This is a genomic window from Arsukibacterium ikkense, assembly GCF_000987775.1.
Taxonomy (GTDB): Bacteria; Pseudomonadota; Gammaproteobacteria; order Enterobacterales; family Alteromonadaceae; genus Alishewanella; species Alishewanella ikkense.
In genome coordinates this window covers 1-22,870 of record NZ_LAHO01000006.1, presented here as the reverse complement: position 1 = coordinate 22,870, position 22,870 = coordinate 1, and the positions used below count along the sequence as shown (strand labels likewise).

The following is a 22,870-nucleotide window of genomic DNA, read 5'->3' as shown; positions in this document are numbered from 1 at the left end:
AAATGACAATTATTGCTAGCGGGCTAAAAAGGCGTAGGCGGTAATAAAGGCGGTTTCCTGAAAACCTTTTAAGCCGGTATCTTTAAAATCGACCGGTAATGGGTGCTGCTTTATTTTCTCTTTAATGACATTAGCCGATAAAATCACGCTTGGGCATCGGTTGATCAATTGAATGGCCGCTTCAATTTTAAAACCTACAGCGCCACCTGCAAATTTGCCCTTTTGCGGCCGCTCTTTAATCACCAATTGTTCAATCTTATAATCTTCAATCAGTTTGGCCAGATTAAACTGAAACTTTTGCACGTTCTCAGCGTCTTTATCCTGGCTTAATGCCAGCCGGGTTTGCCGGCAATCAGGCAGATCGAATAAGCCATCTTTCAAGGTCACTAAACATAAAATCGCTTCGCTGCCTTTTATTTCAATTCCACATACACGCATAGTCATTCTCAGTAATAAAATTTAGCCGGCTCAAGGGCCGGTCAGTGCTTCCATATGGCTGCTGATAATGCTGCAGCTTTCGCGTAATGGCTCACCAAATAAAATGGGGTTAAAGTCTCGATTAACACAATACCGTTGATAAAATACCAGCAGGCTCTCTTTTGATTCTGCTGCTCTGCTCAGCTGCTGTTGCTGGCTTTCACCAAGCTTGGCCGTCAGGGCGTTAAGTTGTTTTTGCACTTGCCGCAGCGCCTGCTGATCAGACATCTTGCCTGAGCTTGGTGCGCGGTCCAATATCAAGCCATAAACCTGATCACGGTAAGGTCTGATCAATTCATGATCAGAAAACGTCAGGATTAATAAAACTATAACAGCCAGCCAAAAAAACTTCTTCATCTGATAGAGCACCAAAAAAAACGCAGTCGCTATTGTAAAGTATTTTTGGCAATGGTGCATCTGCCCGCCGGCTGCTTATTTTATATCAAATATTCTGCAGCTAACGCTGTTATACTAGCGCCAGCACAGCAGCTGGTTAGAGGTAGCAGTGGATAACAACCGCATCGACATAAAAAACATTCCGGTTTCAGTAGAAACCTATAAACCAGAGCAATCAAGCCAGACGAAATATGCTTCACGCGACCGCATTTATGTGCGGTCTGTCAAGGGGCTGCATCAGAGCTTGCGTCGCAATATGGGTTTTGTGTTTATGGCATTATTTATGTTGTTGCCATGGATCCAATACAACGGTACGCAAGCCATCTTACTTAATATTGGTGAGCAAAAATTTAATATTTTTGCGCTTACGCTGTGGCCTCAGGACTTTACTATTTTGGCCTGGATTTTTGTGATAGCGGCCTATGCATTATTTTTTGTTACCGCGTTTTATGGCCGGGTGTGGTGTGGTTACTTATGCCCGCAATCTGTCTGGACCTTTATTTTTATGTGGTTTGAAGAGAAAATTCAGGGTAGCCGCAATCAGCGGATGACCCTGGATAAGGCGCCCTGGTCGCTGAGCAAATTTGCCAAAAAGGCGTTGACCCATTTCTGCTGGCTGGCTTTTGCCCTGCTGACATCACTCATTTTTGTTGGCTATTTCACGCCGGTAGGCCCACTTTTTATTAACTTCTTTACTTTTGAAGCGGGTTTCTGGGCAGTGCTGTCGGTACTGTTTTTTACCCTTTGTACTTATGGCAATGCGGGCTGGATGCGGGAAATTATGTGTACTCACATCTGCCCCTATGCCCGTTTCCAATCGGCGATGTTTGATAAAGACACCTTCACCGTGGCCTATGACGAGCAGCGCGGTGAGAATCGTGGCCCGCGCAGCCGCAAAGATACAGATTATAAAGCCCAGGGGCTGGGTGATTGCATCGACTGCAACCTGTGCGTACATGTCTGCCCTACCGGCATTGATATTCGCAATGGTTTGCAATACGAATGCATTAACTGCGGTGCCTGTATTGATGCTTGCGACGATACCATGACCAAGATGGGCTACCCGACCGGGCTGATCAGTTATACTACTGAGCACAACCTGAAAGGTCAGAAAACCCGGATCTTCCGCGGTAAACTGATTGGCTATTTCCTGGTGCTGGTGCTGGTGTGTGCCGCCTTTGTGATCAACCTGGCACTCCGGAAGCCGCTCGAGCTGGATGTGATGCTGGATCGCGGTAGCGTCGGTGGCAGCCTGTATCGGGAAACGGCCAGTGGCCTGATTGAAAATACTTACCGGCTGGCGATGATCAATAAATCGCAACAACCCATAACATTGCTGCTGAGCGTTGACAGTGCGGAGCCATTGCAGTGGATAGGGCCGACCGAGGTCAGTCTGGCGGGTGGTGAGAGCCGTGATGTGCCTGTCAGCCTGGCGTTAGATCCTAACGAAGCAAACCGTGGACGCATTATTATCCGTTTTAGCATCACCGATCAGGCCAATCCAGCTTTGACCGTCAGCCAGGAAAGCACTTTCTTTGCCGGGCGCTGAGCCAGGGCCGGCAGGCAAATTTGATTTCTCGGGCTTAGGCCCGGAGATCATTCTGGATGCGATGTTTTCGTTAGGGCTGGATGTCAGTAGTGGCTTGCTGGCGCTGAACAGTTATGAAAACCGGGTGTATCAGTTTACCGCTTATCCTGATCACAGCGTCAGCGCGCAAAAGTATGTGGTGAAATTTTACCGGCCAGAGCGTTGGAGCCCGCAACAAATTCAGGAAGAGCATGATTTTGCCTTTGAGCTGGCCGGGGCAGATATTCCGATGGTGGCGCCGTTGTGTTTTAACGGCAACAGCCTGCAGCAGTATCAGGGTTACTATTTTGCCGTGTTTCCCAGCCGCGGCGGGCGTACCCTGGAAGTGGATAACGACGAGCAGCTGGCGATGTTAGGCCGATTTTTAGGCCGGATGCATCAGGTCGGTGCGAAAAAGCCTTTTAGCAACCGGCCAACTTTCAGTGTTGACAGCCATTTGCTGCAAAGCCAGCAAGTTCTGGCCAAGCTGGAGCTGATCCCGGACTATATGCGTCCGGCTTTTGATACCGTGCTGCAGCAGGTAATTGACGAAGCCAGCCGCCAGTATCAACCAGGCCGGCAAATTCGCTTGCATGGTGACTGCCATGCTGGCAATTTGTTTTACGTTGATCAGGGGCCATTCTTCGTCGATTTGGACGATTGTCGCACCGGTCCCGCTATTCAGGATATCTGGATGATGTTGTCCGGAGATCAGCAGGAGCAGCGGCTAACCTTAGAGTTGATGCTGGATGAATATGAACAGTATTGCGATTTCGATCCGGCGGAACTAAAACTGATCGAGCCACTCAGAGCAATGCGTATAGTGCATTACATGGCCTGGTTGGCGCGGCGCTGGCAAGATCAGGCCTTCGTGCAGAGTTTTCCGTGGTTCGCAACCGATAAATACTGGGAACAGCAGTGTCTGGTGTTAAAAGAGCAGCTGTCTTTATTACAGCAACCGCCGTTATCACTGGTGCCAGGTTACTGACAATTTGTTAAGCTGGAGTCTGTCTCAGACCGAATGAGGATATTAGATCAAATGAATAAGCTGTTATCGCTATGTCTGGCCGTTATGCTGTTACCCCTGGCAGTCAGCGCCAATGCGAAATTTGTCGAGGGTAAGCATTATCAGGTTATTGCCGAGCAGGCGTCTGCCAAGCCGGCAGTGAAGGAATACTTTTCATTTTATTGTGGCGGCTGTTACGGTTTTGAGCCCGTCGCGCAATCGCTGGCGAGAAAGCTGCCTGAGGGCACCGAGTTTAAAAAAGTACATGTCGACTTTATTCGCGCTGCCTCACCTGAAATCCAGAATATGCTGGCCCGCGCTTATCTGGTTGCTAAAAATATGGGTAAAGGCGACCAGGTAACGATGGCTATTTTCAACCAGATCCATCGCAGCCGGGTGCCATTTGTCAATGAAGCTGACGTACGCAACCTGATGTTGCTGCATGATATTGATGCAGATGAATACGAAAAGGCCATGCGCAGCTTCTCAGTGCGTGGTGCTGCCAGTCAGATGAAAAAAGAGCAGGAAGAACTGTCAAAAAGCCGGGTATTAAGCTCGGTACCTATGCTGGTGGTTAACGACAAGTATAAAATTATTAATGAGGCACTGAACCAGCGTAATCTGGAAAATGAGCTGCAAGAGCTGATTAGCTACCTGCTGGCCAAAGATGCCTGATTGAGCTAAACACGTTATCTGGGGTGGCAGTTGCTGCCCTTTTTTATTGGGTGACAGAGAAAAGCATGACTACTATAGCCGATGTGGGTTTTGGCGACAGCAAGGCGGCTGTTAGCGTCTATATCGCCAGGCCGCCACCTATGGCAGAGTATGCCGGTTTGCGCCAGGTAAAGCCGTTACAGACAGGTGAGATAGACCTGATCAACAGTGCCTGCGGCAATGGCTGGCGTAAGGTATTTAATGTCTATGCTAAGCTGTTGTTTGCGCTTAACGCCGGGCAGTTTGGCTTTGCAACGCAAGCCGCCAGCTGGCAGCAGTATCGTCAGCAGCACTTACTGCAGGCCGGCAGCAGTACGGCGTTATTGTTTAGTGCGCCTGATCTGCAATCGGCTATGAAAACGGTGCATATTATTGCCGGTCGCACCCATGCCAAAGCTTTGCTGGAGGCCGGTTTGCCGACGCAGCTTAACTGGCTGAATAATGAATTTGCCGTTGACAAGCACAACAGGGTGTTAGTATGCCCTTACTTTGACTATCGGCAGCTTACTAACGAAAAGCTGGCATTTCTGGCGCAGCTGATCAGGGCATTAGATGACTAACGATTACTTACAAACGCAGTTGCAACAGTTGTGTCAGCTGTTACAGCCACTGCAATTTGGGGTAGGCGGCAGTTGCCTGTTGTGGCAACTGGGGCTGGAGGCCGCGCCTGCTGATATTGATATTGTCTGTAGCGAACAGGATTATGCGGCAATAGCCGGGCGTCTTGCTGCAAGCTATAGCCAACAGCCAATGCCAGCGCATCCGGATTATCTGTCAGCACACTATGGTCGTTTTAGCCGTGCTGGCTGGCCTGATATTGATTTGATGGCCGGTATTGCCGTGCAACAGCATGGTAGCATCAGCCGCTGGCAGTTTACTCCGCAACGTTGCCACTGGCAAAACGGGGTGTGCTGGATGCCACCTGCCGACTGGTTACAGCTGTATCAACTGTTCAACCGGCCAGAACGGGTGGCTCAATTACGCCAATATCTGGTGCAACTGCGGCTGGGCAGCCTGAGTTAGTCGGCTATTTCCACCGCCGTTGGCACCAGCTGATAGCCATCGGCTTTATCTTCACCTTGCGGCCACAAAGTAACCAGCCCGGTGGCATAAGCCGTTTTACCTTTAGCGCTTAGCGGAAACACCATATCGCCATCGCGTACTTTCAGCCGGAACGCGGCCGGGCCACCGTCAGCAGTGAACTTCATCCAGCAGCCTTGCTTGCTGCAAACTGCATCAACAGTACCTTCAATAGTTACAACCTGTTGCAGATAACTTTGCGGCTTCGTCAGCAACTGTGCCACCGGCATTACTGCGGTTTTATCAACCGGCTCACCAAACACGGTGGCGGCCTGTACGCTGAAAAAGGTGCTGGCAAATGCCAAAACCAATAGTGGTTTAAACATGCTAATTCTCCTAAGTGAATAACCTATTCTGGCGTAACAGCCGAAAAAGGCAAGCGATTGCCATCTTTACAACGCCAGGCCACGTGTTTGCTCGCTCCGACCGTTGGTTGGCAAATAAACCAGAACAGTTTAAAAAGTAAACAAATAGGCTGTTTATGTGAAATATTTATGAACTTTTGTTTTACTTTGGTGGCGGCTGGCTGTAGTATGCGCGCCGCAATCACCAACTTAGGGAAATAAAACAATGACGTTAAAGTACGTACTGCCTTTAATCGCACTAACAGCTACTGCTGTTTCTGCACAGGAATACCAATTATTCACTGAACTGCGCGCGGATCAGGTGCGGGTTAGCGGCGACAACGAAACTTTGTGGTCACTGAACGGCACTTACTTCCTGGACAAGAAGCAAGCGTTAGGCCCACTGGATCAGTTTGAATACATTAACAAGGTAAGCAATGTTTCTGCTTCTTTTGCCCGTGCTTATGATGACAACAGCTATGGCATCGGCGGTGAATACTTTGCACAGAATGGCCTGGTTGTTTCAGCAAGTCATCAACGCTTTGGTGATTTTGATGTTAGCTCAGTTGGCTTAGGCTATTTAGTTTCAGAGAACTTTATTGTTCGTGCCGTAGCGATAAAGCCAGAGGGTGAGGATACCAGTTTCCAGTTCTCAGCCAGCTACAACCACCAGTTGCAAGGTAACGACTACCTTGGCTTTACTGCCAGCGTAGATGACGAATTTGATTTCTTCAGCATCAGCGGTAAGTATTTTGCAAGCCTGGGTGGTGATCGTTTCATTACTTTTGGTGCCACTATTGCCGACAACGATGGCAGCAACAGTTGGGCAGCAGAAGCAGATTACTACTTCTCTAAAATGACCTCTGTTGGTGTGTCTTACGACAAGGCCGACAACTACCGCGTGCACGCTAAACACTTCTTTAACCAAAACTGGGCGTTAGACGCAGGTTTTGGCAGCAATGCTGATAACTCAAGCGTTAAAGTTTACAGCCTGAGCGTTATCGGCCAGTTCTAAGCTTTCTCTGGTAGCTACACTAGTGCTTTTGGGGCAACCGTTGTTGCCCCTTTTTTATGGCTGCGCCCATTTCGCCTTTACTTTATATAACTGATAAATGAAGAGAGGAAAAATCAGCAAGCCCAGGTCAATCTTTCCTTTATTCACCAGGCTATAACCGGCGTCGGCAAGGCCCAGGTAACCCAGAATAAAGCAGGCAAGCAACCCCCAGTAGCGCCCGGTAATCAAACCATAAAAGCTGGCGGCAGTGGCAATAAAAAACAGCCATATCATTCCAAATGCCATGGTAGTGTTCTCAGCAGCAATGGTAACAAAAGCAGGTAATTGCTGCTGATAGAGGAAACCGGTGATATACAACAGAAAAAGAAAATGAACGCCCAGCAGGCAAACACCCAGAAACTTTAACCAGACCGGCACACTCAGGCTGCGCTGATGTAGCAGGTTATAGTCGGAGGTAAATGCTGTTTGCATAGCTTGTCCTTATTTAGCAAACCAGGTAATCGACCAAGTGTTGCATGATTGTAAATTTGAGGCAATTGATAAATAAGCTATGCAGTGTGCTGATATTCCAGGCAGTAGCTTCACACCTTTTGCGCAAAAAAGTATTGTACTGAATAGAATATTAGCTAATAAACCATGGTAAGTAATATGATATCCAGATGAAAAATCATGGATGGCTGTTATGCCTGTATTAGAACTAAAAATCCCACCAGTAATTTTGGTAGCGCTGTTTGCCTTAGCGATGTGGTTACTGGCGCAGCTGGTGTCGCCTTTGCTGTTGCCTGTGGTTTGGGGGTGGGTATTAGCGCTCAGCCTGGCACTCACTGGGGTGGCAGTCGCGCTGCTGGGGGTGTTGGCGTTTCGTCGGGCTGATACTACGGTAGATCCGCGTGTACCAGAGCAAACGTCCAGTCTGGTGATCCGCGGGATTTATCGTTATAGCCGTAACCCTATGTATCTGGGGTTTTTACTGCTGCTAGCCGCGCTGGCCTGCTATTTAATGAACGCGGCAGCTTTTGCCTTACTGCCGCTGTTTGTATTGTATATGAACCGGTATCAGATAACACCGGAAGAGTGCCATTTGTCAGCCAAGTTTGGCGCTGATTATCAGGCGTATACTAAACAAGTAAGGCGCTGGTTGTAATACCAGCGCTTTAACTTAACCGTCAGCCCGGCATTAGCCTAATAATGGCTTTAAATACTGGCCGGTATAGGATTTTTTGCAGGCGGCGACCTGCTCCGGCGTACCGGCGACCAGTATTTTACCGCCGCCATTACCGCCTTCCGGGCCTAAGTCGACTATCCAGTCGGCGGTTTTTATTACGTCCAGGTTATGCTCTATCACCACTATGGTATTGCCATGATCACGCAGCCGGTGCAGGACATTCAGCAGTTGCTGGATATCGTAAAAATGCAGGCCAGTGGTCGGTTCGTCCAGTATATACAGGGTTTTACCGGTGTCGCGCTTACTGAGCTCGCGCGCCAGTTTTACCCGTTGTGCCTCTCCGCCCGATAAGGTGGTAGCAGACTGGCCCAGCTTAATATAAGTCAGGCCCACATCCTGCAGCGTTTGCAGCTTACGTTTTACGGCCGGTATCGCTTCAAAAAAGGCCAGCGCATCTTCCACTGTCATATCCAGCACTTCGTGGATATTTTTGCCCTTGTATTTAATTTCCAGGGTTTCCCGATTGTAGCGTTTGCTTTTACAGACATCGCACGGCACATAGACGTCGGGTAAAAAGTGCATTTCTACTTTAATTAAACCATCGCCCTGGCAGGCTTCACAGCGCCCGCCTTTAACATTAAAGCTAAAGCGGCCGACCTGATAACCCCGCGAGCGAGCTTCCTGCGTGCCGGCAAACAGCTCGCGCACTGCGGTAAAAATACCGGTATAGGTAGCGGCATTCGAGCGCGGGGTACGGCCAATCGGGCTCTGATCAATATCGATAACCTTATCGAAATGGTGCAGGCCCTTGATTTCTTTGTGCGGCGCCGGATCAGCGCTTTCACCTTTGTTCAGCACCCGGTGGGCTACCCGGTACAGGGTGTCATTGATCAGCGTTGATTTACCCGAGCCTGATACGCCGGTAATGCAGGTCATTACCCCGAATGGAATGGCTAAATTGACATTTTTCAGGTTATTGCCGCTAGCGCCGGTCACTTCCAGCCACTTATCGGTAAGTTTGGTACGGGTTGCAGGCACCGCAATTTTTCTGGCTCCTGACATATACTGGCCGGTTAACGATTTTGGCTCGGCCATAATCTGCTCCAGGCTGCCCTGAGCGACAACATAACCGCCATGCACCCCTGCGCCGGGGCCAATATCAATAACATGGTCGGCCAGCCGTACCGCGTCCTCGTCATGCTCTACTACAATCACCGTGTTGCCTAAATCGCGCAGGTGGGTCAGGGTGCCGAGCAGCCGTTCGTTATCACGCTGGTGCAGGCCAATGGAGGGCTCATCCAGTACATACATTACCCCAACCAGGCCGGCGCCTATCTGGCTGGCTAAGCGAATGCGCTGGGCTTCGCCGCCCGAAAGCGTTTCGGCACTGCGTGATAAATTAAGATAGTTCAGGCCGACGTTGACTAAGAAGCTCAGCCGGTCCTGAATTTCTTTTAATACTTTTTCGGCAATTTTCGCTTTCTGGCCCTGCAGGCTTAGCTGCTGAAAAAAGGCTAAGCAGTCAGCAATCGACAACTCGACGATTTGTGGCAGGTTGGTTTTACCAATAAATACATGGCGCGCTTCGGTGCGCAGCCGGGTGCCATGGCAGCTGGGGCAGGCCTGGGTTGCCAGGTATTTGCTCAACTCTTCGCGCACCGAATTCGATTCGGTTTCGCGGTAGCGTCGCTCCATATTCGGTACTATGCCTTCAAAAGGGTGGCTGCGCAGCACTACATCACCGCGATCGTTCAGGTATTTAAAATCGACTATGGTGTTACCGCTGCCATATAAAATGGCGTCTTGCTGTTTTTTTGTCAGGCTACTAAAAGGCACGTCCAGTTTAAAGCCAAAGTGTTCGGCCAGCGCTTTGAGCATCTGAAAATAATAGAAATTGCGTTTATCCCAACCGCGAATGGCGCCGCCGGCCAGGCTAAGCTGGTTACTGACGATAACCTTATTCGGGTCGAAAAATTGCTTAACCCCCAGGCCGTCACAACTGGGACAAGCGCCGGCCGGGTTATTAAAGGAAAATAGCCGCGGTTCGAGCTCAGTCATCGAATAGCCGCAAGTCGGGCAGGCAAAATTGGCCGAAAACACCAGCTCGGCAGTGTCAGGCTCGTCCATAAAGGCCACTTTGGCCACCCCGCCTGACAGCGCCAGCGCGGTTTCAAAGGATTCGGCTAAGCGCAGCTTAATATCGTCGCGTACTTTAATGCGGTCGATCACCACTTCAATGGTGTGTTTTTTATGTAAGTCGAGGGTGGGCGGGTCTGATAAGTCGCACACCTCGCCATCAATCCGCGCCCGGATATAGCCCTGCGCTGCCAGGGTTTCCAGGGTTTTAACATGTTCGCCTTTACGCTCCTGTACCACAGGTGCCAATACCATTAACCTGGTGCCTTCCGGAAACTCAGTGACTTTATCCACCATCTCACTGATGGTTTGCGCCGCCAGTGGCTGGTCGTGCTCCGGGCAGCGTGGTTCGCCTACCCGGGCAAACAGCAACCGCAGGTAGTCGTAAATTTCAGTAATAGTGCCGACAGTAGAGCGCGGGTTATGCGAGGTCGATTTTTGCTCAATGGAAATAGCTGGCGATAAGCCCTCAATATGATCGACATCGGGCTTTTCCATCATGCTTAAAAACTGCCGGGCATAGGCCGATAACGACTCAACATAGCGGCGCTGCCCTTCGGCATACAGGGTGTCAAAGGCCAGCGAGGATTTGCCCGAGCCAGATAAACCGGTGATCACGATGAGCTTATCGCGGGGAATTTGCAGCGAGATGTTTTTCAGGTTATGGGTACGAGCACCCCGAATATCAATTTTGTCCATTGCGGTTTCCGGTTGTAGGCGTTGAAGGCACGAAAGCTGTACAAATATACACTACATGGCGTTAATATAAAACCAGCCAGCCAAGCTTACTTAGTTTAGCGGGTTATGTTAGTTAGGTAGAGCGTAGGGTTAGAACCCCGTTTCGGTCGCCACAGAGTGTCTGAGGCTTTATGCCAGTAAAGCCGAGTTGCTCTGGCGAGCCGGGGCGGGTGTTGTAACCTGAAGCTATCGGGTTTTTTGTACGACGAAAATGCTAAATTGGCTTATAAAAGGAATTAAAAAAAGCCCCCGCATCAGGCGGGGGCAACACGTGTTGGAACACGGGGAGAGAAAATCAGAACGTATAGCTGATACTGAACTCGACACTGCGCGGCATAATATAGCGGCCGTTCGGGCTGCCGGCGGCGCGCGGGTCGCCTTCGGTAATACCGGCTTTGTCGGTCAGGTTTGCTACTGATAGCTGGGCTTTTAACTGCTGGGTTATATCCAGCTGTAGCCCCAGGTCCAGTTTACTGTAGCCGTCCAGCGTTACGCTGTTGGCATTGTCGCCATAGCGATCGGCAACGGCCGACAAGGTACCGTAGACGGTGGCGTACATATTGGCCACGTCAAAACCGTAGCTGGGGGTAACCCGCAGCATCCAGTCCGGTTGCCGGATGGCCTGATTACCCACTACCAGCGGATCCGGGTGATTAGTGATCTCGGTATCCTGTACTGTGGCATTCAGATTCACGGCAAAGCCGTTGTCGGCACGGTAGTTGGCGTCAAACTCAATACCCATGGCTTCAGTGGTTAATACTTCGGCCGGGGCGCCAGGGCGTGATACAAACAGCTCGCCCTCTACTTCGTTGTAAAAAGCGGTTAAGTAAATACTGTAGTTTTGTTCAGCCCATTTGTAGCCGAGCTCGTACTGGGTCACTTCTTTAATTAACTTGTCGCCACTTTCAAAGGCACCGAAGTTATCGCGAAAGTCGTCAAAGAACGGCATTTTATTGCCTTTATTAACCCGGGCGAACATGCCCATATTGCGTTGCCACATCCAGTTAACGCCGGCAGTCCAGGCAATTTTGCTTTCATCGTAATCTACTGCTTTACTGATATTGCCGGTTAAACCTTCGTCCACCACATAGGTTATTTTGTGATTTTCACGGCGCAGGCCGGCATCTACCCGCCATTGCTCGTTCAGCTGATACTCCAGCGCGGCATAAATGGCGCTGGTGTTGCCATCACCGGTAGCGTCGATATCATAGTTCCAGCTACAGCTGGCCAGGCTGTCGTTACAATCGATGCCATTCAGTGCTTCGCCGCCTTTTTCAACCACATGCCATTGCTGGTTACCGATAGACCACCAGTCCTGTACCGAAAAATTTGTAGCATAGTAACCCAGGGTAAAGATGGCGTTGTCGCTGGTTTTACTGACGGCAATGTCGTTGGTAAAGGCTTCAATATCTTTTAATACCACCCAGCGGCCAATTTGCTGCACCACGGTATCGTTATCATAGCTGTTGCCGCTAACCGTGCCGGTTACCGGGCCGTTAACGCCGGCGACATTGCCAAGGGTGGTGGCACCGCCTTCCGGCACTAAACCAAAGGTATTGGCTTGGCCTTGGATATGGCTGAAACGATACATTAACCGCCAGCTGTCGGTTAAATCTAAATCGACAGTGCCGCCGGTAATGCCACCTTTCCAGCCGCGGCCATCGCCAAAGTCATAACTTTGCTGCTGATTGTCCGGGCCATAGGCAATGCTGCCTAAGCGATTATTCGGGCCAATCTGGCTGTAACTGTTATCGACGCCGGCCACATTCAGCGGTACCGGCAAATGCCATACACCGCTGTCATCAGTTTGACGGGTGTAAACATTGATGCTGCCGTTATCCAGCTCTTTGGTGACATTGACGGTAAACTGGTGACCTTCCTCGGCGTTAAAGCCAACTTTACGCGGGCCTTCTGAGCTGCTGATATAACCGCCCGCCATCACGTATAACCGATCAGCTATCTGGCCGCTAACCACCCCATCCACCCGGCGTAAACCATAACTGGAGGTAGAAAACTTCATCAGACCTTCGGTAACATCACTGCCTTCTTTCAGTAAAAAGTTGGTGGTTAAACCGGGCTGGCCATTAGATAGTACCGGGGTAGAACCACCACGCAGCGCTTCCATAAAATGAATGGTTTCATCGAGGCGAAAAATAGAGGAGTTTTCTAAAAATGACAAAGTTGGCGGCGGAAAGATCGGCGCGCCGTTGAGCTGGATGGTTAAAAAAGGTGCATCGCCGGTACTGGGAAAGCCACGGACAAACACATTGGCGCCCGCTTTACCGCCAGAGCTTTCCGCCCAGACACCCGGTACTACGGTAAATAACTCCGCGGTGCTTTGCGGCGATAGCCGGGTAATGTTTTCAGCTGACACATTGGTAATGGCGTAACTGGTATCGACTTTAAAGCCGGACATACCGCTGGCTTTACCGGTGACGACGATTTGTTCGATCTGGTTGTTTTCGGTATTTTTAGCGCGTTCGGCTGAACTGGTTTCGCTGCTTTGCTGAGCAACCACCGGTAAGCTAAACAGCAACACCATGGCAGTGGTGATTTTATTAAGCTGAATTGCCATTATTATTCTCCTGTCCTGTTGATAGAAACGCTGGCTGTATTTTTAATGTTGTGCCGGGCGAAACTAACCTTAAGCCACTTTTTGATCTATTGCAATCGATTGCAGTGTGCTTTTTATACTTTTGCAGACGATTGCATAGACTTATTTGGCATTAAACTGCAGCTTTATATATTCAACTTTCAGCAGCCGTTGCTCCGGCCATAAGCTTAGGGCATGATGGTAACCAGAATGGCACAGCTTACCGCCAGATAGACCAATGGATGTATGTGATGAAACAAGCGGCAAAAGTAATGACCCTGGCCGACATTGCCAGACTGGCCGGCGTATCAGAATCTACTGCCTCGCGTGCTTTGCGCGATAACCCGGTAATTAACGCCCAAACCCGGCAAAAAGTGCAGCAAATTGCCGCTGATCATCAGTTTAAGGTGAATGCTACGGCGCGCAGTTTGCGCACCCAGAAAAGCCACACCATAGCGGTAATTATTTTATTTGATGCCAAAACCCAACAGGCGATTAGTGACCCCTTCTTACTGGATATTCTGGGGGTGATTGCCGATGAGCTCACCGCCAAAGGTTACGATATGCTGCTGAGCACCAGCAAAACCACTGACAAAGACTGGCGCAGCTACTATTTTGACTCGAAGCGCGCCGATGGCCTGATCGTCATTGGCCAGGGCGAGCATGATGCGCGGGTAGACCAGTTGGCCGCCGCCGGGGTGCCTTTTGTCGTGTGGGGTGCCACCACCGGCACTGAGCCATACCCGGTAATAGGCTCAGACAACCGCCAGGGCGCGCAGCAGGCGGTGGCTCATTTAGTGAAACAGGGCTGTCAGCGTATTGCCTTTTTAGGCGATATTCGCCATACCGAAATTGAAATGCGTTACCTGGGGTATCAGGATGCGCTGCAAGCCGCCAATATTAAAGCCGAGCCAGCTTTACAGCTGAATACTGACTTTACTGCCCAGGCTGGTTATTTGCAGACCCAGCAGGCGTTATTTAGTCAGTTATCGAGTTTGGATGGCATTTTTGCGGCCAGTGATGCCATTGCCATGGGGGCGATGAAAGCCCTGCTGGAGCATGGCATAAAGGTGCCGCAGCAGGTGGCCATCGTCGGTTTTGATGATATTGCCATGTCGGCGTACTGCACGCCGTCACTGACCACGGTAAAGCAGGATACCCACGCCGGCGGTCAGTTGCTGGTGGCACAATTGTTAAGCCGGATTAACGGCGGCAAGGCTGCATCGCAGCTGCTGCCGGTTAAGTTGGTAGATCGCCAGTCCAGTTTGCGAAACAGCACTTAAAGACGAAAGAATGGAATACCTGTTGGGCCGATCTCAACCTGGTCGTGGCTTGCGTTACCATTGCCGCCGGGCTCGCCACAGCAACTCGCTCGGGCTGACGCCTGTGGCGCCCCGTCAGCAAAGCTAACCGCCACTCGCTTAAGTGTGTGTCATAGTTTCAGGAGATCGGTTAACTTTAATTTTTGTATTGAGGGATAAACCTTAATTGCTCTATTAAGCACACTTGGCTCGCCAATGCCTATCGCTGTCATCCCGGCGGCGTTAATCGCCTCGACACCGGCCACCGCATCTTCCACGCCAATGCAGTGCGTTGTTGCTACCCCCAGGCCTGTGGCGGCCAGTAAAAACACTTCCGGGTCTGGCTTACTGTTAACTACATCATTAGCATCGGCAATATAATCAAACTGGTTGGCGATACCTAAGCGCTCTACCACCATAGCGGCGTTTTTACTGGCCGAGGCCAGGCCAATTTTAATGCCATGCTGGCGCAGCTCAGTAAATAACGGCTGCACCCCGGCGAATAAATCGGCCGGACTCATATGGGCAATCAGCTCCAGATAATGAGCGTTTTTCTGCTGCATTAGCCGGGTTTCTTCCTCAGGGCTCAGTTGCCGCTGGGCTTGTTGTAAAATCCAGCGCAGTGAGCCTAAGCGATCTACCCCTTTTAGCTGTTCATTATCCTGCTCAGTAAAGCTGATGCCTAGCTCGTGCGCTAAAGCTTGCCAGGCCTGGAAATGATAGTGGGCGGTGTCAGTTAATACTCCGTCCAGGTCAAAAATAACGGCTTTTATCGTCATCTCAGAGATCCTCATTCAATGCAACTATGCTGCACTGCACCGGCGCGCCAACGCTGAGCTGCAACGGTTGATTCGCATGGTGCAGGGTAAGGGGGGCGCCAGAGTGCAACTGATAGCACGCCTGTTGTTTGGTTAAACTGACTTGCAATACCCGGCCCTGATAGCACAGCCGGAAATCCAGTTCAGGAATGGCCTGTGGTAAGCGTGGCTGAAAATATAAACCGTCGCTACGCACCCGCAAACCGGCAAAGCCCATTACCAGCGACAGCCAGCTGCCAGCCATGCAGGCAATATGCACGCCCACCTCGGTATTGCCGTGGTGGTTATCCAGATCCATCCGGGCCGAGTCACCGAAAAAGCGCTGCGCCTGCCCGGTGTTACCCGTCTCGGCAAAAGCAATGCTGTGAATACAACCCGACAAGCTGGAATCATGGGTGGTAAGCGGTTCGTAGTAGGCTAAGTCGCGCGCTTTTTGCGCCGGGCTTATCCGGTTATCCAGCAGTACGTTGGCCAGCACTGTATCGGCTTGTTTTAACACCTGATGCCGGTAAATCACCAGCGGGTGAAAGTGCAGTAACAGTGGGAATTTATCGCCTGGTGTAGTGGCAAAATCCCACGGTTTTTTGCTGAGAAAACTGTCATCCTGCGCCTGCACTGCCAGCTCGCTGTCATACGGCAGGTACATGTTGGCGGCAGCGCGCTGCCAACTTGCCAGCTCGCTGTCGCTTAACGCAAATTTTGTTTTTAGCTCTGGATACTCAGCAAAAATTTGCAGGCTGAACTCCAGTTGCAGCTGCACCATGGCATTAGTGTAGAAATTATTATTCACCAGCGCGGTGTATTCATCCGGGCCGGTAACCTGATGAATTTCAAAGCGGTTAGCGTGGCGCGGATTAAAAAAGCCCAGCTCCAGCCACAGCCGGCTGGTTTCCAGCAGCATTTCAGCTCCCATCTCGCGGATAAAATGGCTATCGGCACTCGCCAGATAGTAGCTGCGAATAGCATAGGCAATGGCAGCGTTAATATGATACTGCGCCGTGCCCGCCGGAAAATAAGCCGAGCATTCTTCACCACCAATGGTACGCCATGGATACAAAGCGCCGCGCTGGTGAGACATTTGCCGGGCACGCTGCCGCGCAGCGTCGAGCTGGCTGTAGCGATGCGTCAGGAGTTGGCGGGCGGTATCGGGCTGGGTCAGGCTCAGTACCGGTACCACGTAAATTTCGGTGTCCCAGAAGTAATGGCCGTCATAGCCCGGGCCGCTTAAACCCTTGGCGCCAATGTTGCTTTTACCATTGCGCCCGGCCGCCTGGGCCAGGCTGAATAAGTTAAAGCGGATCCCTTGTTGCAGCGCAGTGTCGCCGCCAATTTTTACATCCGCCTGCTGCCAGAAATCGCTCCAGTACTGTTGGTGTGCGGCTAACTGGCTGGCAAAGCTCTGGCTACAGGCGTGCTGTAACAAGCTACTGGCCTGTTGTTGCAGTAGCTCGCTCGCTGTATCGGCAGCGGCATGGCAATACACCACCAGCTTATGCAGCGTTAGCGGCTCGCCTTCAGTCAGGCTTAACTGAAATTGCTGGCTGATGCATTGCGCTGTGCATTTATTGGCCAACCATCTGGCATTGGCTGGTAATTGATGGCCCATGGCTGCAGTTACTATGCTGCCACTGCCATGCGCCTGGTGCAACATCAGGGCTTGCGTACTGTCACAGTGCTGTTGTAGCAAGCTCAGGCTGTCGGCTATCGACATCACACCGACCCGCGGGTCATCTTTTTTCTGAAAACCGGGATAGCCGGCGTCCAGCAGGCTATCAAGCTGAATATCACCACTGAAATTCAGCGCGCTAATGCTAAGTTCTATCGCCAGTAAATGTGGGTTTGCCTGGGAAACAAAACGGCGGCTGTGCAGTTGCAGCACTTTGCCCTGGCTGCTTTGCCACTGCCATCGCCGCTGCAACACGCCCGTTTGTAAATCCAGCTGGCGCTTGTGGTTAACGGCACCACCGATAGTCACTGTTTCACCATCTACCGTCAGTTGCAGTACTTTGCCATTGGCAACCTGCAGCATTTTATGGTTGTTACGGGCAAAGCCATAGGCGCTTTCGCCATAAGTGATTGGCTCGCTGCTGTAAACGCCGTTCAGGTAAGTGCCTTCACAGTGGTTTACGCCTGCAGGCAGGGCTTCATCAAAGCTGCCGCGGCTGCCAATATAGCCGTTACCCAGGCTAAGCAAAGTTTCTTTTAGCATATGCAGCTCTGGGGTATAGCTATCATCCGACAGCTGCCAGTCGGCCACCCCCAATGCTTTGGTTAAATCAGCTTGGCTTGTCATCAGTATTCCTCGTCGCAAGGTGCAATATTGGCACTATACACGGATTTAAATTGCAATTGCAATCGATTGCAATTGGTAATTAAAACATTGTATAGTCGGTGACAACAGGGTAAAAAACCAACAACTGCTAACAGGCAGTGTCTGATAATGAGAATAAAACCATGGCAACACTCAGAATTAAACTGGCGTTACTGCTGACCTACTTTGTTTTTGCCATACTGCTAAACAGCGTGGGTACCGTAATTTTACAGGTCATCCACACCTACCAGATAACCAAAGAAGCGGCCAGTGTATTAGAGGGCTTTAAAGATATCCCGATTGCCATAGTGTCGTTTTTAATTGCGGCCTGGTTACCGCGGCTGGGCTATAAAAATGCCATGCTGATTGGCGTTAGCCTGGTAACCCTGGCCTGTCTGGCGATGCCGCTGCTGCCGGCGTTTCTCACCACCAAATTACTGTTTTTAACCGTAGGGGCCAGTTTTGCCTTAGTAAAGGTATCGGTGTATGCCAGCATTGGCGTGGTTACCCGCAGCAATGCCGAGCATGCTTCGTTACTGAATTTTATCGAAGGCTTCTTTATGCTGGGTGTACTTAGCGGTTATTGGGTATTCGCGGCCTTTATGGACCCGGCGGCGCCGCAATCTGCCGGTTGGTTGCAGGTGTACTGGTGGCTGGCCGGGTTGTCAGCGCTGAACCTGCTGCTGTTGCTTAGCACCCGCTTTCCCAAGTTGGAGTTACCTAAAGTAAGCCATGCTGCAGAAGACTTTCTGGCAATGATTAAGCTGGTGTACCGGCCGCTGGTATTTGTGTTTGTGATATCGGCCTTTTTATATGTTTTAATTGAGCAGGGCATTGGCAGCTGGTTACCCACCTTTAATAACGAGGTGCTCAGCCTGCCCAACCAGCTGAGTGTGCAGCTGACCAGTATTTTTGCCGCCAGCCTGGCGCTTGGCCGCTTAGCGGCCGGCGTGGTGTTAAAGCATGTCAGCTGGTACTGGTTGCTTAATAGTTGCCTGGCCTGCATGGCAGCGTTAATTTTACTGACCTTACCGTTAACCCATAACGTACAGGTGGCTGCCGATGTCAGTTTATTCAGTGCGCCGCTGGCAGCCTATTTATTTCCGTTGATTGGCCTGTTTATGGCACCGATTTACCCGGTAATTAATTCGGTTATCTTAAGTGCCCTGCCCAAGGTGCAGCATGCGCCGATGACGGGTTTAATAGTAGTGTTTTCAGCGCTGGGGGGTACCACCGGCTCTATTGTTACCGGTTATACTTTTGCCAACTTTAATGGCCAGACCGCGTTCTATTTATGCTTATTGCCGCTGAGTCTGTTGTTGCTGTCGGTAGGCTTGCTGCGTCAGCAGAGCCTGCGAGCCAGCAACTCATTATAACTGTTATTGCCGCGGGCAAAGATTATCGGGCAGAGCCGACTAATCAGCGGTAAATCCAGTTAAAGCGTGCGGGTTCTATGCTACACTTGCGCGCTTATTTCGGCTGTTAATAAAAATTAATGGATCAACTGAACCCTATTGAAAAACGGGCCGCCCTGGCGTTGGCGCTGGTCTTCTCTACCCGCATGCTGGGCCTGTTTATGCTGTTGCCAGTGTTTGCGCTGTATGGCACTGAGCTGGTTGGTTACTCACCGCTGTGGATTGGTCTGGCTATTGGCGCCTACGGCCTGACGCAGGCCATCCTGCAAATTCCATTTGGCTGGTTATCTGACCGGATTGGCCGGCATAAAGTCATGCTGCTGGGCCTGGCGTTGTTTGCCGCAGGCTCGATAGTGGCTGCGCTGGCTGAATCTGTATATATGGTGACTTTCGGTCGTATTTTACAGGGGGCCGGCGCTATTGCCGGGGCGGTGCTGGCGCTGGCGGCAGATCTGACCCGCGACGAGCAACGGCCAAAAGTGATGGCAATTATCGGCGCCAGTATCGGTTTATCTTTTGCGCTGGCGATGATCGCCGGGCCGCTGCTGGCCAAGTGGGCCGGTTTAAGCGGTGTGTTCTGGTTTACTGCGGTGCTGGCCTGTTGTGCCATGTTAATAGTAGCGTTTCTGGTGCCCAAAAGCGTCAGTAAAGCGCCGGCGGCAGAAACGCTGGCCGTGCCGGCAACGTTACTTAATATTCTGCAGCACCGCCAGTTACTGCAGCTCGATATTGGCGTATTGCTGCTACATTTAATGCTAACCGCTATGTTTGTCGCCCTGCCGCTGCTGCTTAGCCAATACCAGCTGGCAGCCGATCAGCATTGGCAGGTGTACTTGCCGGTGTTGTTGATGTCTTTTGTGTTGATGATACCGATGATGATCATCGCTATGCGCCGGCAACAGGAAAAAGGTTATTTTTTAGTGGCGATCAGTCTGCTGATTATTGCTATGTTACTGGCTTTTGTTGCCACTGATTTGTGGTGGTTAATTGCCGCCTTATTACTGTTTTTTACTGGCTTTAATTTTTTAGAAGCCAGTTTGCCAGCGATGGTGTCAAGGGTGGCGCCAGCCGGACAGCGCGGCAGTGCTATGGGTATTTATTCCAGCAGTCAGTTTTTCGGCGCCTTTGCCGGCGGCGTGATTGGTGGTGTAGTCGCGCAGCAATTTAGTTATGGATTGGTGTTTGCCGTGTTGGCCGGTATTGGTTTAATATGGCTGCTTATTGCCCGAACCATGCTGGTGCCCGCGCGGGCGCAGCGCTTGTCGCTGGCGGTGCAGGTTGGCACAGAGCAAGAGGCCAACGCACTGGCCAGCCAGTTGGCGGCCTTAAGCGGGGTGCAGGAAGTGACTATTTTACTGGCTGAACAACGCTGTTATTTAAAAGTCAGTTCGCAGCAATTTGACCTGGCACAGGCCCGGTCATTGGTTGGCATTGCCCAACCCTAATTTTTTCAGGAGAAATCGCATGGCGCGTGGAATTAACAAAGTTATCTTAATTGGCAATCTGGGTGGTGACCCGGAAGTGCGTTACATGCCGCAGGGCGGTGCCGTAGCCAACATGACTATCGCTACCTCAGAAAGCTGGACTGACAAGGCCACCAACGAGAAAAAAGAGCAAACTGAGTGGCACCGGGTAGTAATCTATCAGCGCCTGGCCGAAATTGCCGGTGAATACCTGCGTAAAGGCAGCAAGGTGTATATTGAAGGTAAACTGAAAACCCGTAAGTGGACCGACAAAGACGGCATAGAACGTTACACCACTGAAATTGTTGCCAACGAGCTGCAAATGCTCGACGGTCGCGGTGATGGCCAGCAGCAGGGCGGTGGCATGGCAGGCGGTCAACAGGGCGGTTACCAGCGTCCGGCGCAACAACAACCGGCGCAACAGCCAGCACAGCAAAGTGGTGGTTATCAGCAACCGCAGCAAGGTGGTTACCAGCAAGCGCCGGCTCAGGCCGCACCGCAGCAAGGCGGCTATCAGAAGCCTGCGCAGCAACCCGCCCAGCAACAACAGCGGCCAATGGAACCCCCCATCGACTTTGATGACGATATTCCGTTTTGACTTAACACTTTTAGTTATGTAAAGACAAATTGTAAAGTAGTCGAAAAAAGCCTCTTTAATTAGAGGCTTACTTCTAAAGAGAGGGTTGTCTACCTTTTAGGGAATTTTAGTTCTTTTACAATAACATCGAACACTTTAAAATGTAAAGACAAAGGTAAAGTTGCCGAATAGGAGACTATAAAATCTTTTGTGTAAGTGGCTGTTTATCATAACGATACTCGGTCACCGTACATAATCATAAACTGCGTCATGGCAGGCTTCCAATCTCGTAGCGGCATTGTCCACTTTTTAGCAATCTGGTGTAAAGCCAGATATAGCAATTTCAGTACTGCATCATCACTGGGGAATGACCTTCTGGTCTTTGTGACCTGACGCAGGCTGGCATTGAGTGATTCGATGGCGTTGGTGGTATAAATCACTTTGCGTATCTCCGGTGGATAGTCGAAGAACACGCTGAGCCGCGTCCAGTTGTCGCGCCAGGATTTGCTAATGCCAGGATGCTGATTATCCCAAGTCTCGGCGAACTGCTCCAGTGCCTGCTCTGCCTGTTGCAGGGTGGCTGCGCCATAAATGGTTTTTAAATCTGCTGCGACGGCTTTACGCTCTTTCCAGCTGACGAAGCGCAGGCTGTTGCGGATTTGATGCACGATACACAGTTGTATCTGCGTTTTAGGGTAAACCGCTTCTATCGCATCAGGGAAACCCTTTAGGCCATCAACACAGGCGATAAAGATGTCTTCCACACCCCGGTTTTTCAGTTCGTTCATCACCGAGAGCCAGAACTTAGCGCCTTCGGTCTGAGCTATCCAAAGGCCAAGCAGCTCTTTTTCGCCATCGGTGTTCACACCAAGGGCAAGGTATACAGACTTATTCTGGATGCTGCCAGAATCACGGCTACGCACGACTAAACAGTCCAGATAGACTATCGGATACACCGGAGCCAGTGGCCGCTGTTGCCAGGCTTTCACTTCGTCTAATACGGCATTCGTTACCTGGGAGATAAAAGTCGGCGAGACTTCAACTCCGTAAGCTTCTTCAAAGTGAGCCTGGATATCGCGGGTAGACATGCCTCTGGCATACAAGGAAACGATACGCTCATCAAAGCCACCGAGTTGTTTCTCGCCTTTCTTAATCAGCTTTGGCTCAAAGCTGCCGTTGCGGTCACGTGGTGTTTCAAGCTCGATATCGCCATGGATACTGCGTACGGATTTACGGCTTTTACCATTGCGTGAGTTACCGGTATTCTTACCGATAGCATCATGTTTGGCATAACCAAGATGTTGCTCCATCTCAGCTTCAAGGGCACGCTCAGCAATTTTCTTAGTTAACTGCTTAAGGATACCTTGCTCACCAAGCAGGTCTTCAGGGGATTTGTAGTCAGCTAATAACTGATCGATAAGCTGGTCTGATACTGGCATTCTTTATTCCTTTCAAATACATGGATAGAATGCCACTTACACAGATTTTTTTACACTCTCATAGTGACCAGTTATACGTTGCCGGCGACAGCATCCTACTCGCATATGGTAACTAAACGTCCCTCATCAAATTCTCCTGTTAATTTATTACTATTTCATAGAATAGAGAACTAGGTTAAGCGAGCCTCGGAGCAGCGTGAGCTTTAAAAACCACACTTTATCAAAATGAAATTGCATGTTTATAAACTTTTCATCAAGTAAATACGCGAAAATTTATATAGTTTTTCGTAAGCGTTGCAGCAACCACACCATCCA

20 protein-coding genes are annotated in these 22,870 nt (G+C 50.6%); 11 read left to right on the top strand and 9 right to left on the bottom strand.

Going from position 1 to position 22,870, the window contains the following annotated elements; all coding sequences use genetic code 11:
• Positions 1 to 15 precede the first annotated feature (15 nt).
• Together WG68_RS07605 and WG68_RS07600 are read right to left on the bottom strand one after the other, a co-directional pair.
• Positions 16 to 438 carry a DUF3010 family protein gene (locus WG68_RS07605; RefSeq protein WP_046557198.1) on the bottom strand — a complete coding sequence of 141 codons (423 nt, stop codon included), beginning with the start codon at positions 436 to 438 and terminating at the stop codon, positions 16 to 18.
• Between the two features lie 30 nt (positions 439 to 468).
• Positions 469 to 834, bottom strand: coding sequence for a hypothetical protein (locus WG68_RS07600; protein ID WP_046557197.1), 366 nt, complete (start codon positions 832 to 834; stop codon positions 469 to 471).
• Between the two features lie 148 nt (positions 835 to 982).
• Between WG68_RS07600 and ccoG the strand changes: the two genes are divergently transcribed.
• The 5 genes from ccoG to WG68_RS07575 all read left to right on the top strand — a co-directional run bounded on the left by ccoG (position 983) and on the right by WG68_RS07575 (position 5,183).
• A complete protein-coding gene (ccoG, locus tag WG68_RS07595; protein ID WP_046557085.1) occupies positions 983 to 2,422 on the top strand; it encodes a cytochrome c oxidase accessory protein CcoG in 1,440 nt (479 codons plus the stop codon).
• A complete protein-coding gene (locus WG68_RS07590; RefSeq protein ID WP_083981822.1) occupies positions 2,409 to 3,428 on the top strand; it encodes a serine/threonine protein kinase in 1,020 nt (339 codons plus the stop codon). The genes ccoG and WG68_RS07590 overlap by 14 nt, the downstream gene beginning before the upstream one ends.
• Positions 3,429 to 3,479: 51 nt before the next feature.
• The gene (locus WG68_RS07585; RefSeq protein WP_046557084.1) at positions 3,480 to 4,121 is read left to right on the top strand and encodes a thiol:disulfide interchange protein DsbA/DsbL; all 642 of its coding nucleotides are present in this window, start codon (positions 3,480 to 3,482) and stop codon (positions 4,119 to 4,121) included.
• Positions 4,122 to 4,186: 65 nt separating this feature from the next.
• Entirely contained in the window at positions 4,187 to 4,720 is a 534-nt protein-coding gene (locus WG68_RS07580) for a DUF6942 family protein (protein ID WP_046557083.1), read from the top strand.
• Positions 4,713 to 5,183 (top strand): hypothetical protein, encoded by a 471-nt coding sequence (locus WG68_RS07575; RefSeq protein WP_046557082.1) that lies wholly within the window; start codon positions 4,713 to 4,715, stop codon positions 5,181 to 5,183. The genes WG68_RS07580 and WG68_RS07575 overlap by 8 nt, the downstream gene beginning before the upstream one ends.
• Here the strand turns inward: WG68_RS07575 and WG68_RS07570 are convergent.
• Entirely contained in the window at positions 5,180 to 5,566 is a 387-nt protein-coding gene (locus WG68_RS07570) for a DUF4920 domain-containing protein (protein ID WP_046557081.1), read from the bottom strand. The two genes, WG68_RS07575 and WG68_RS07570, sit on opposite strands and share 4 nt — an antisense overlap.
• Positions 5,567 to 5,810: 244 nt before the next feature.
• Between WG68_RS07570 and WG68_RS07560 the strand changes: the two genes are divergently transcribed.
• A complete protein-coding gene (locus WG68_RS07560; protein WP_046557079.1) occupies positions 5,811 to 6,599 on the top strand; it encodes a putative porin in 789 nt (262 codons plus the stop codon).
• A 54-nt stretch (positions 6,600 to 6,653) separates the two neighbouring features.
• Here WG68_RS07560 and WG68_RS07555 read toward each other — a convergent pair whose 3' ends face one another.
• Positions 6,654 to 7,070, bottom strand: a complete 417-nt coding sequence (locus tag WG68_RS07555) for a hypothetical protein (protein ID WP_046557078.1) — start codon at positions 7,068 to 7,070, stop codon at positions 6,654 to 6,656.
• A gap of 211 nt (positions 7,071 to 7,281) precedes the next feature.
• Here WG68_RS07555 and WG68_RS07550 point away from each other — a divergent pair, with 211 nt between their 5' ends.
• Positions 7,282 to 7,743 (top strand): methyltransferase family protein, encoded by a 462-nt coding sequence (locus WG68_RS07550; RefSeq protein WP_046557077.1) that lies wholly within the window; start codon positions 7,282 to 7,284, stop codon positions 7,741 to 7,743.
• Between the two features lie 33 nt (positions 7,744 to 7,776).
• Here the strand turns inward: WG68_RS07550 and uvrA are convergent, their stop codons facing one another.
• Entirely contained in the window at positions 7,777 to 10,599 is a 2,823-nt protein-coding gene (gene uvrA, locus WG68_RS07545; protein ID WP_046557076.1) for an excinuclease ABC subunit UvrA, read from the bottom strand.
• 334 nt (positions 10,600 to 10,933) lie between these two features.
• Positions 10,934 to 13,213, bottom strand: coding sequence for a TonB-dependent receptor (locus WG68_RS07540; protein WP_052749003.1), 2,280 nt, complete (start codon positions 13,211 to 13,213; stop codon positions 10,934 to 10,936).
• 269 nt (positions 13,214 to 13,482) lie between these two features.
• Here WG68_RS07540 and WG68_RS07530 point away from each other — a divergent pair, with 269 nt between their 5' ends.
• Positions 13,483 to 14,514: a LacI family DNA-binding transcriptional regulator gene (locus tag WG68_RS07530; protein WP_046557074.1), complete on the top strand. Its 1,032-nt coding sequence runs from the start codon at positions 13,483 to 13,485 to the stop codon at positions 14,512 to 14,514.
• Positions 14,515 to 14,663: 149 nt separating this feature from the next.
• Here WG68_RS07530 and pgmB read toward each other — a convergent pair whose 3' ends face one another.
• Positions 14,664 to 15,311 (bottom strand): beta-phosphoglucomutase, encoded by a 648-nt coding sequence (gene pgmB / locus WG68_RS07525; protein ID WP_046557073.1) that lies wholly within the window; start codon positions 15,309 to 15,311, stop codon positions 14,664 to 14,666.
• 1 nt (position 15,312) lies between these two features.
• Positions 15,313 to 17,643 (bottom strand): glycoside hydrolase family 65 protein, encoded by a 2,331-nt coding sequence (locus tag WG68_RS07520; RefSeq protein WP_046557072.1) that lies wholly within the window; start codon positions 17,641 to 17,643, stop codon positions 15,313 to 15,315.
• 161 nt (positions 17,644 to 17,804) lie between these two features.
• On the opposite strand from WG68_RS07520, the gene WG68_RS07515 reads away from it, so the two are divergent.
• The 3 genes from WG68_RS07515 (at position 17,805) to ssb (ending at position 21,137) form a co-directional block, all read left to right on the top strand.
• The gene (locus WG68_RS07515; protein WP_046557071.1) at positions 17,805 to 19,037 is read left to right on the top strand and encodes an MFS transporter; all 1,233 of its coding nucleotides are present in this window, start codon (positions 17,805 to 17,807) and stop codon (positions 19,035 to 19,037) included.
• Positions 19,038 to 19,156: 119 nt separating this feature from the next.
• The gene (locus WG68_RS07510; RefSeq protein WP_046557070.1) at positions 19,157 to 20,521 is read left to right on the top strand and encodes an MFS transporter; all 1,365 of its coding nucleotides are present in this window, start codon (positions 19,157 to 19,159) and stop codon (positions 20,519 to 20,521) included.
• 19 nt (positions 20,522 to 20,540) lie between these two features.
• Positions 20,541 to 21,137 carry a single-stranded DNA-binding protein gene (gene ssb / locus WG68_RS07505; protein ID WP_046557069.1) on the top strand — a complete coding sequence of 199 codons (597 nt, stop codon included), beginning with the start codon at positions 20,541 to 20,543 and terminating at the stop codon, positions 21,135 to 21,137.
• A 206-nt stretch (positions 21,138 to 21,343) separates the two neighbouring features.
• Here the strand turns inward: ssb and WG68_RS07500 are convergent, their stop codons facing one another.
• Positions 21,344 to 22,555: an IS256 family transposase gene (locus WG68_RS07500; protein ID WP_046557068.1), complete on the bottom strand. Its 1,212-nt coding sequence runs from the start codon at positions 22,553 to 22,555 to the stop codon at positions 21,344 to 21,346.
• Positions 22,556 to 22,870: the final 315 nt, after the last annotated feature.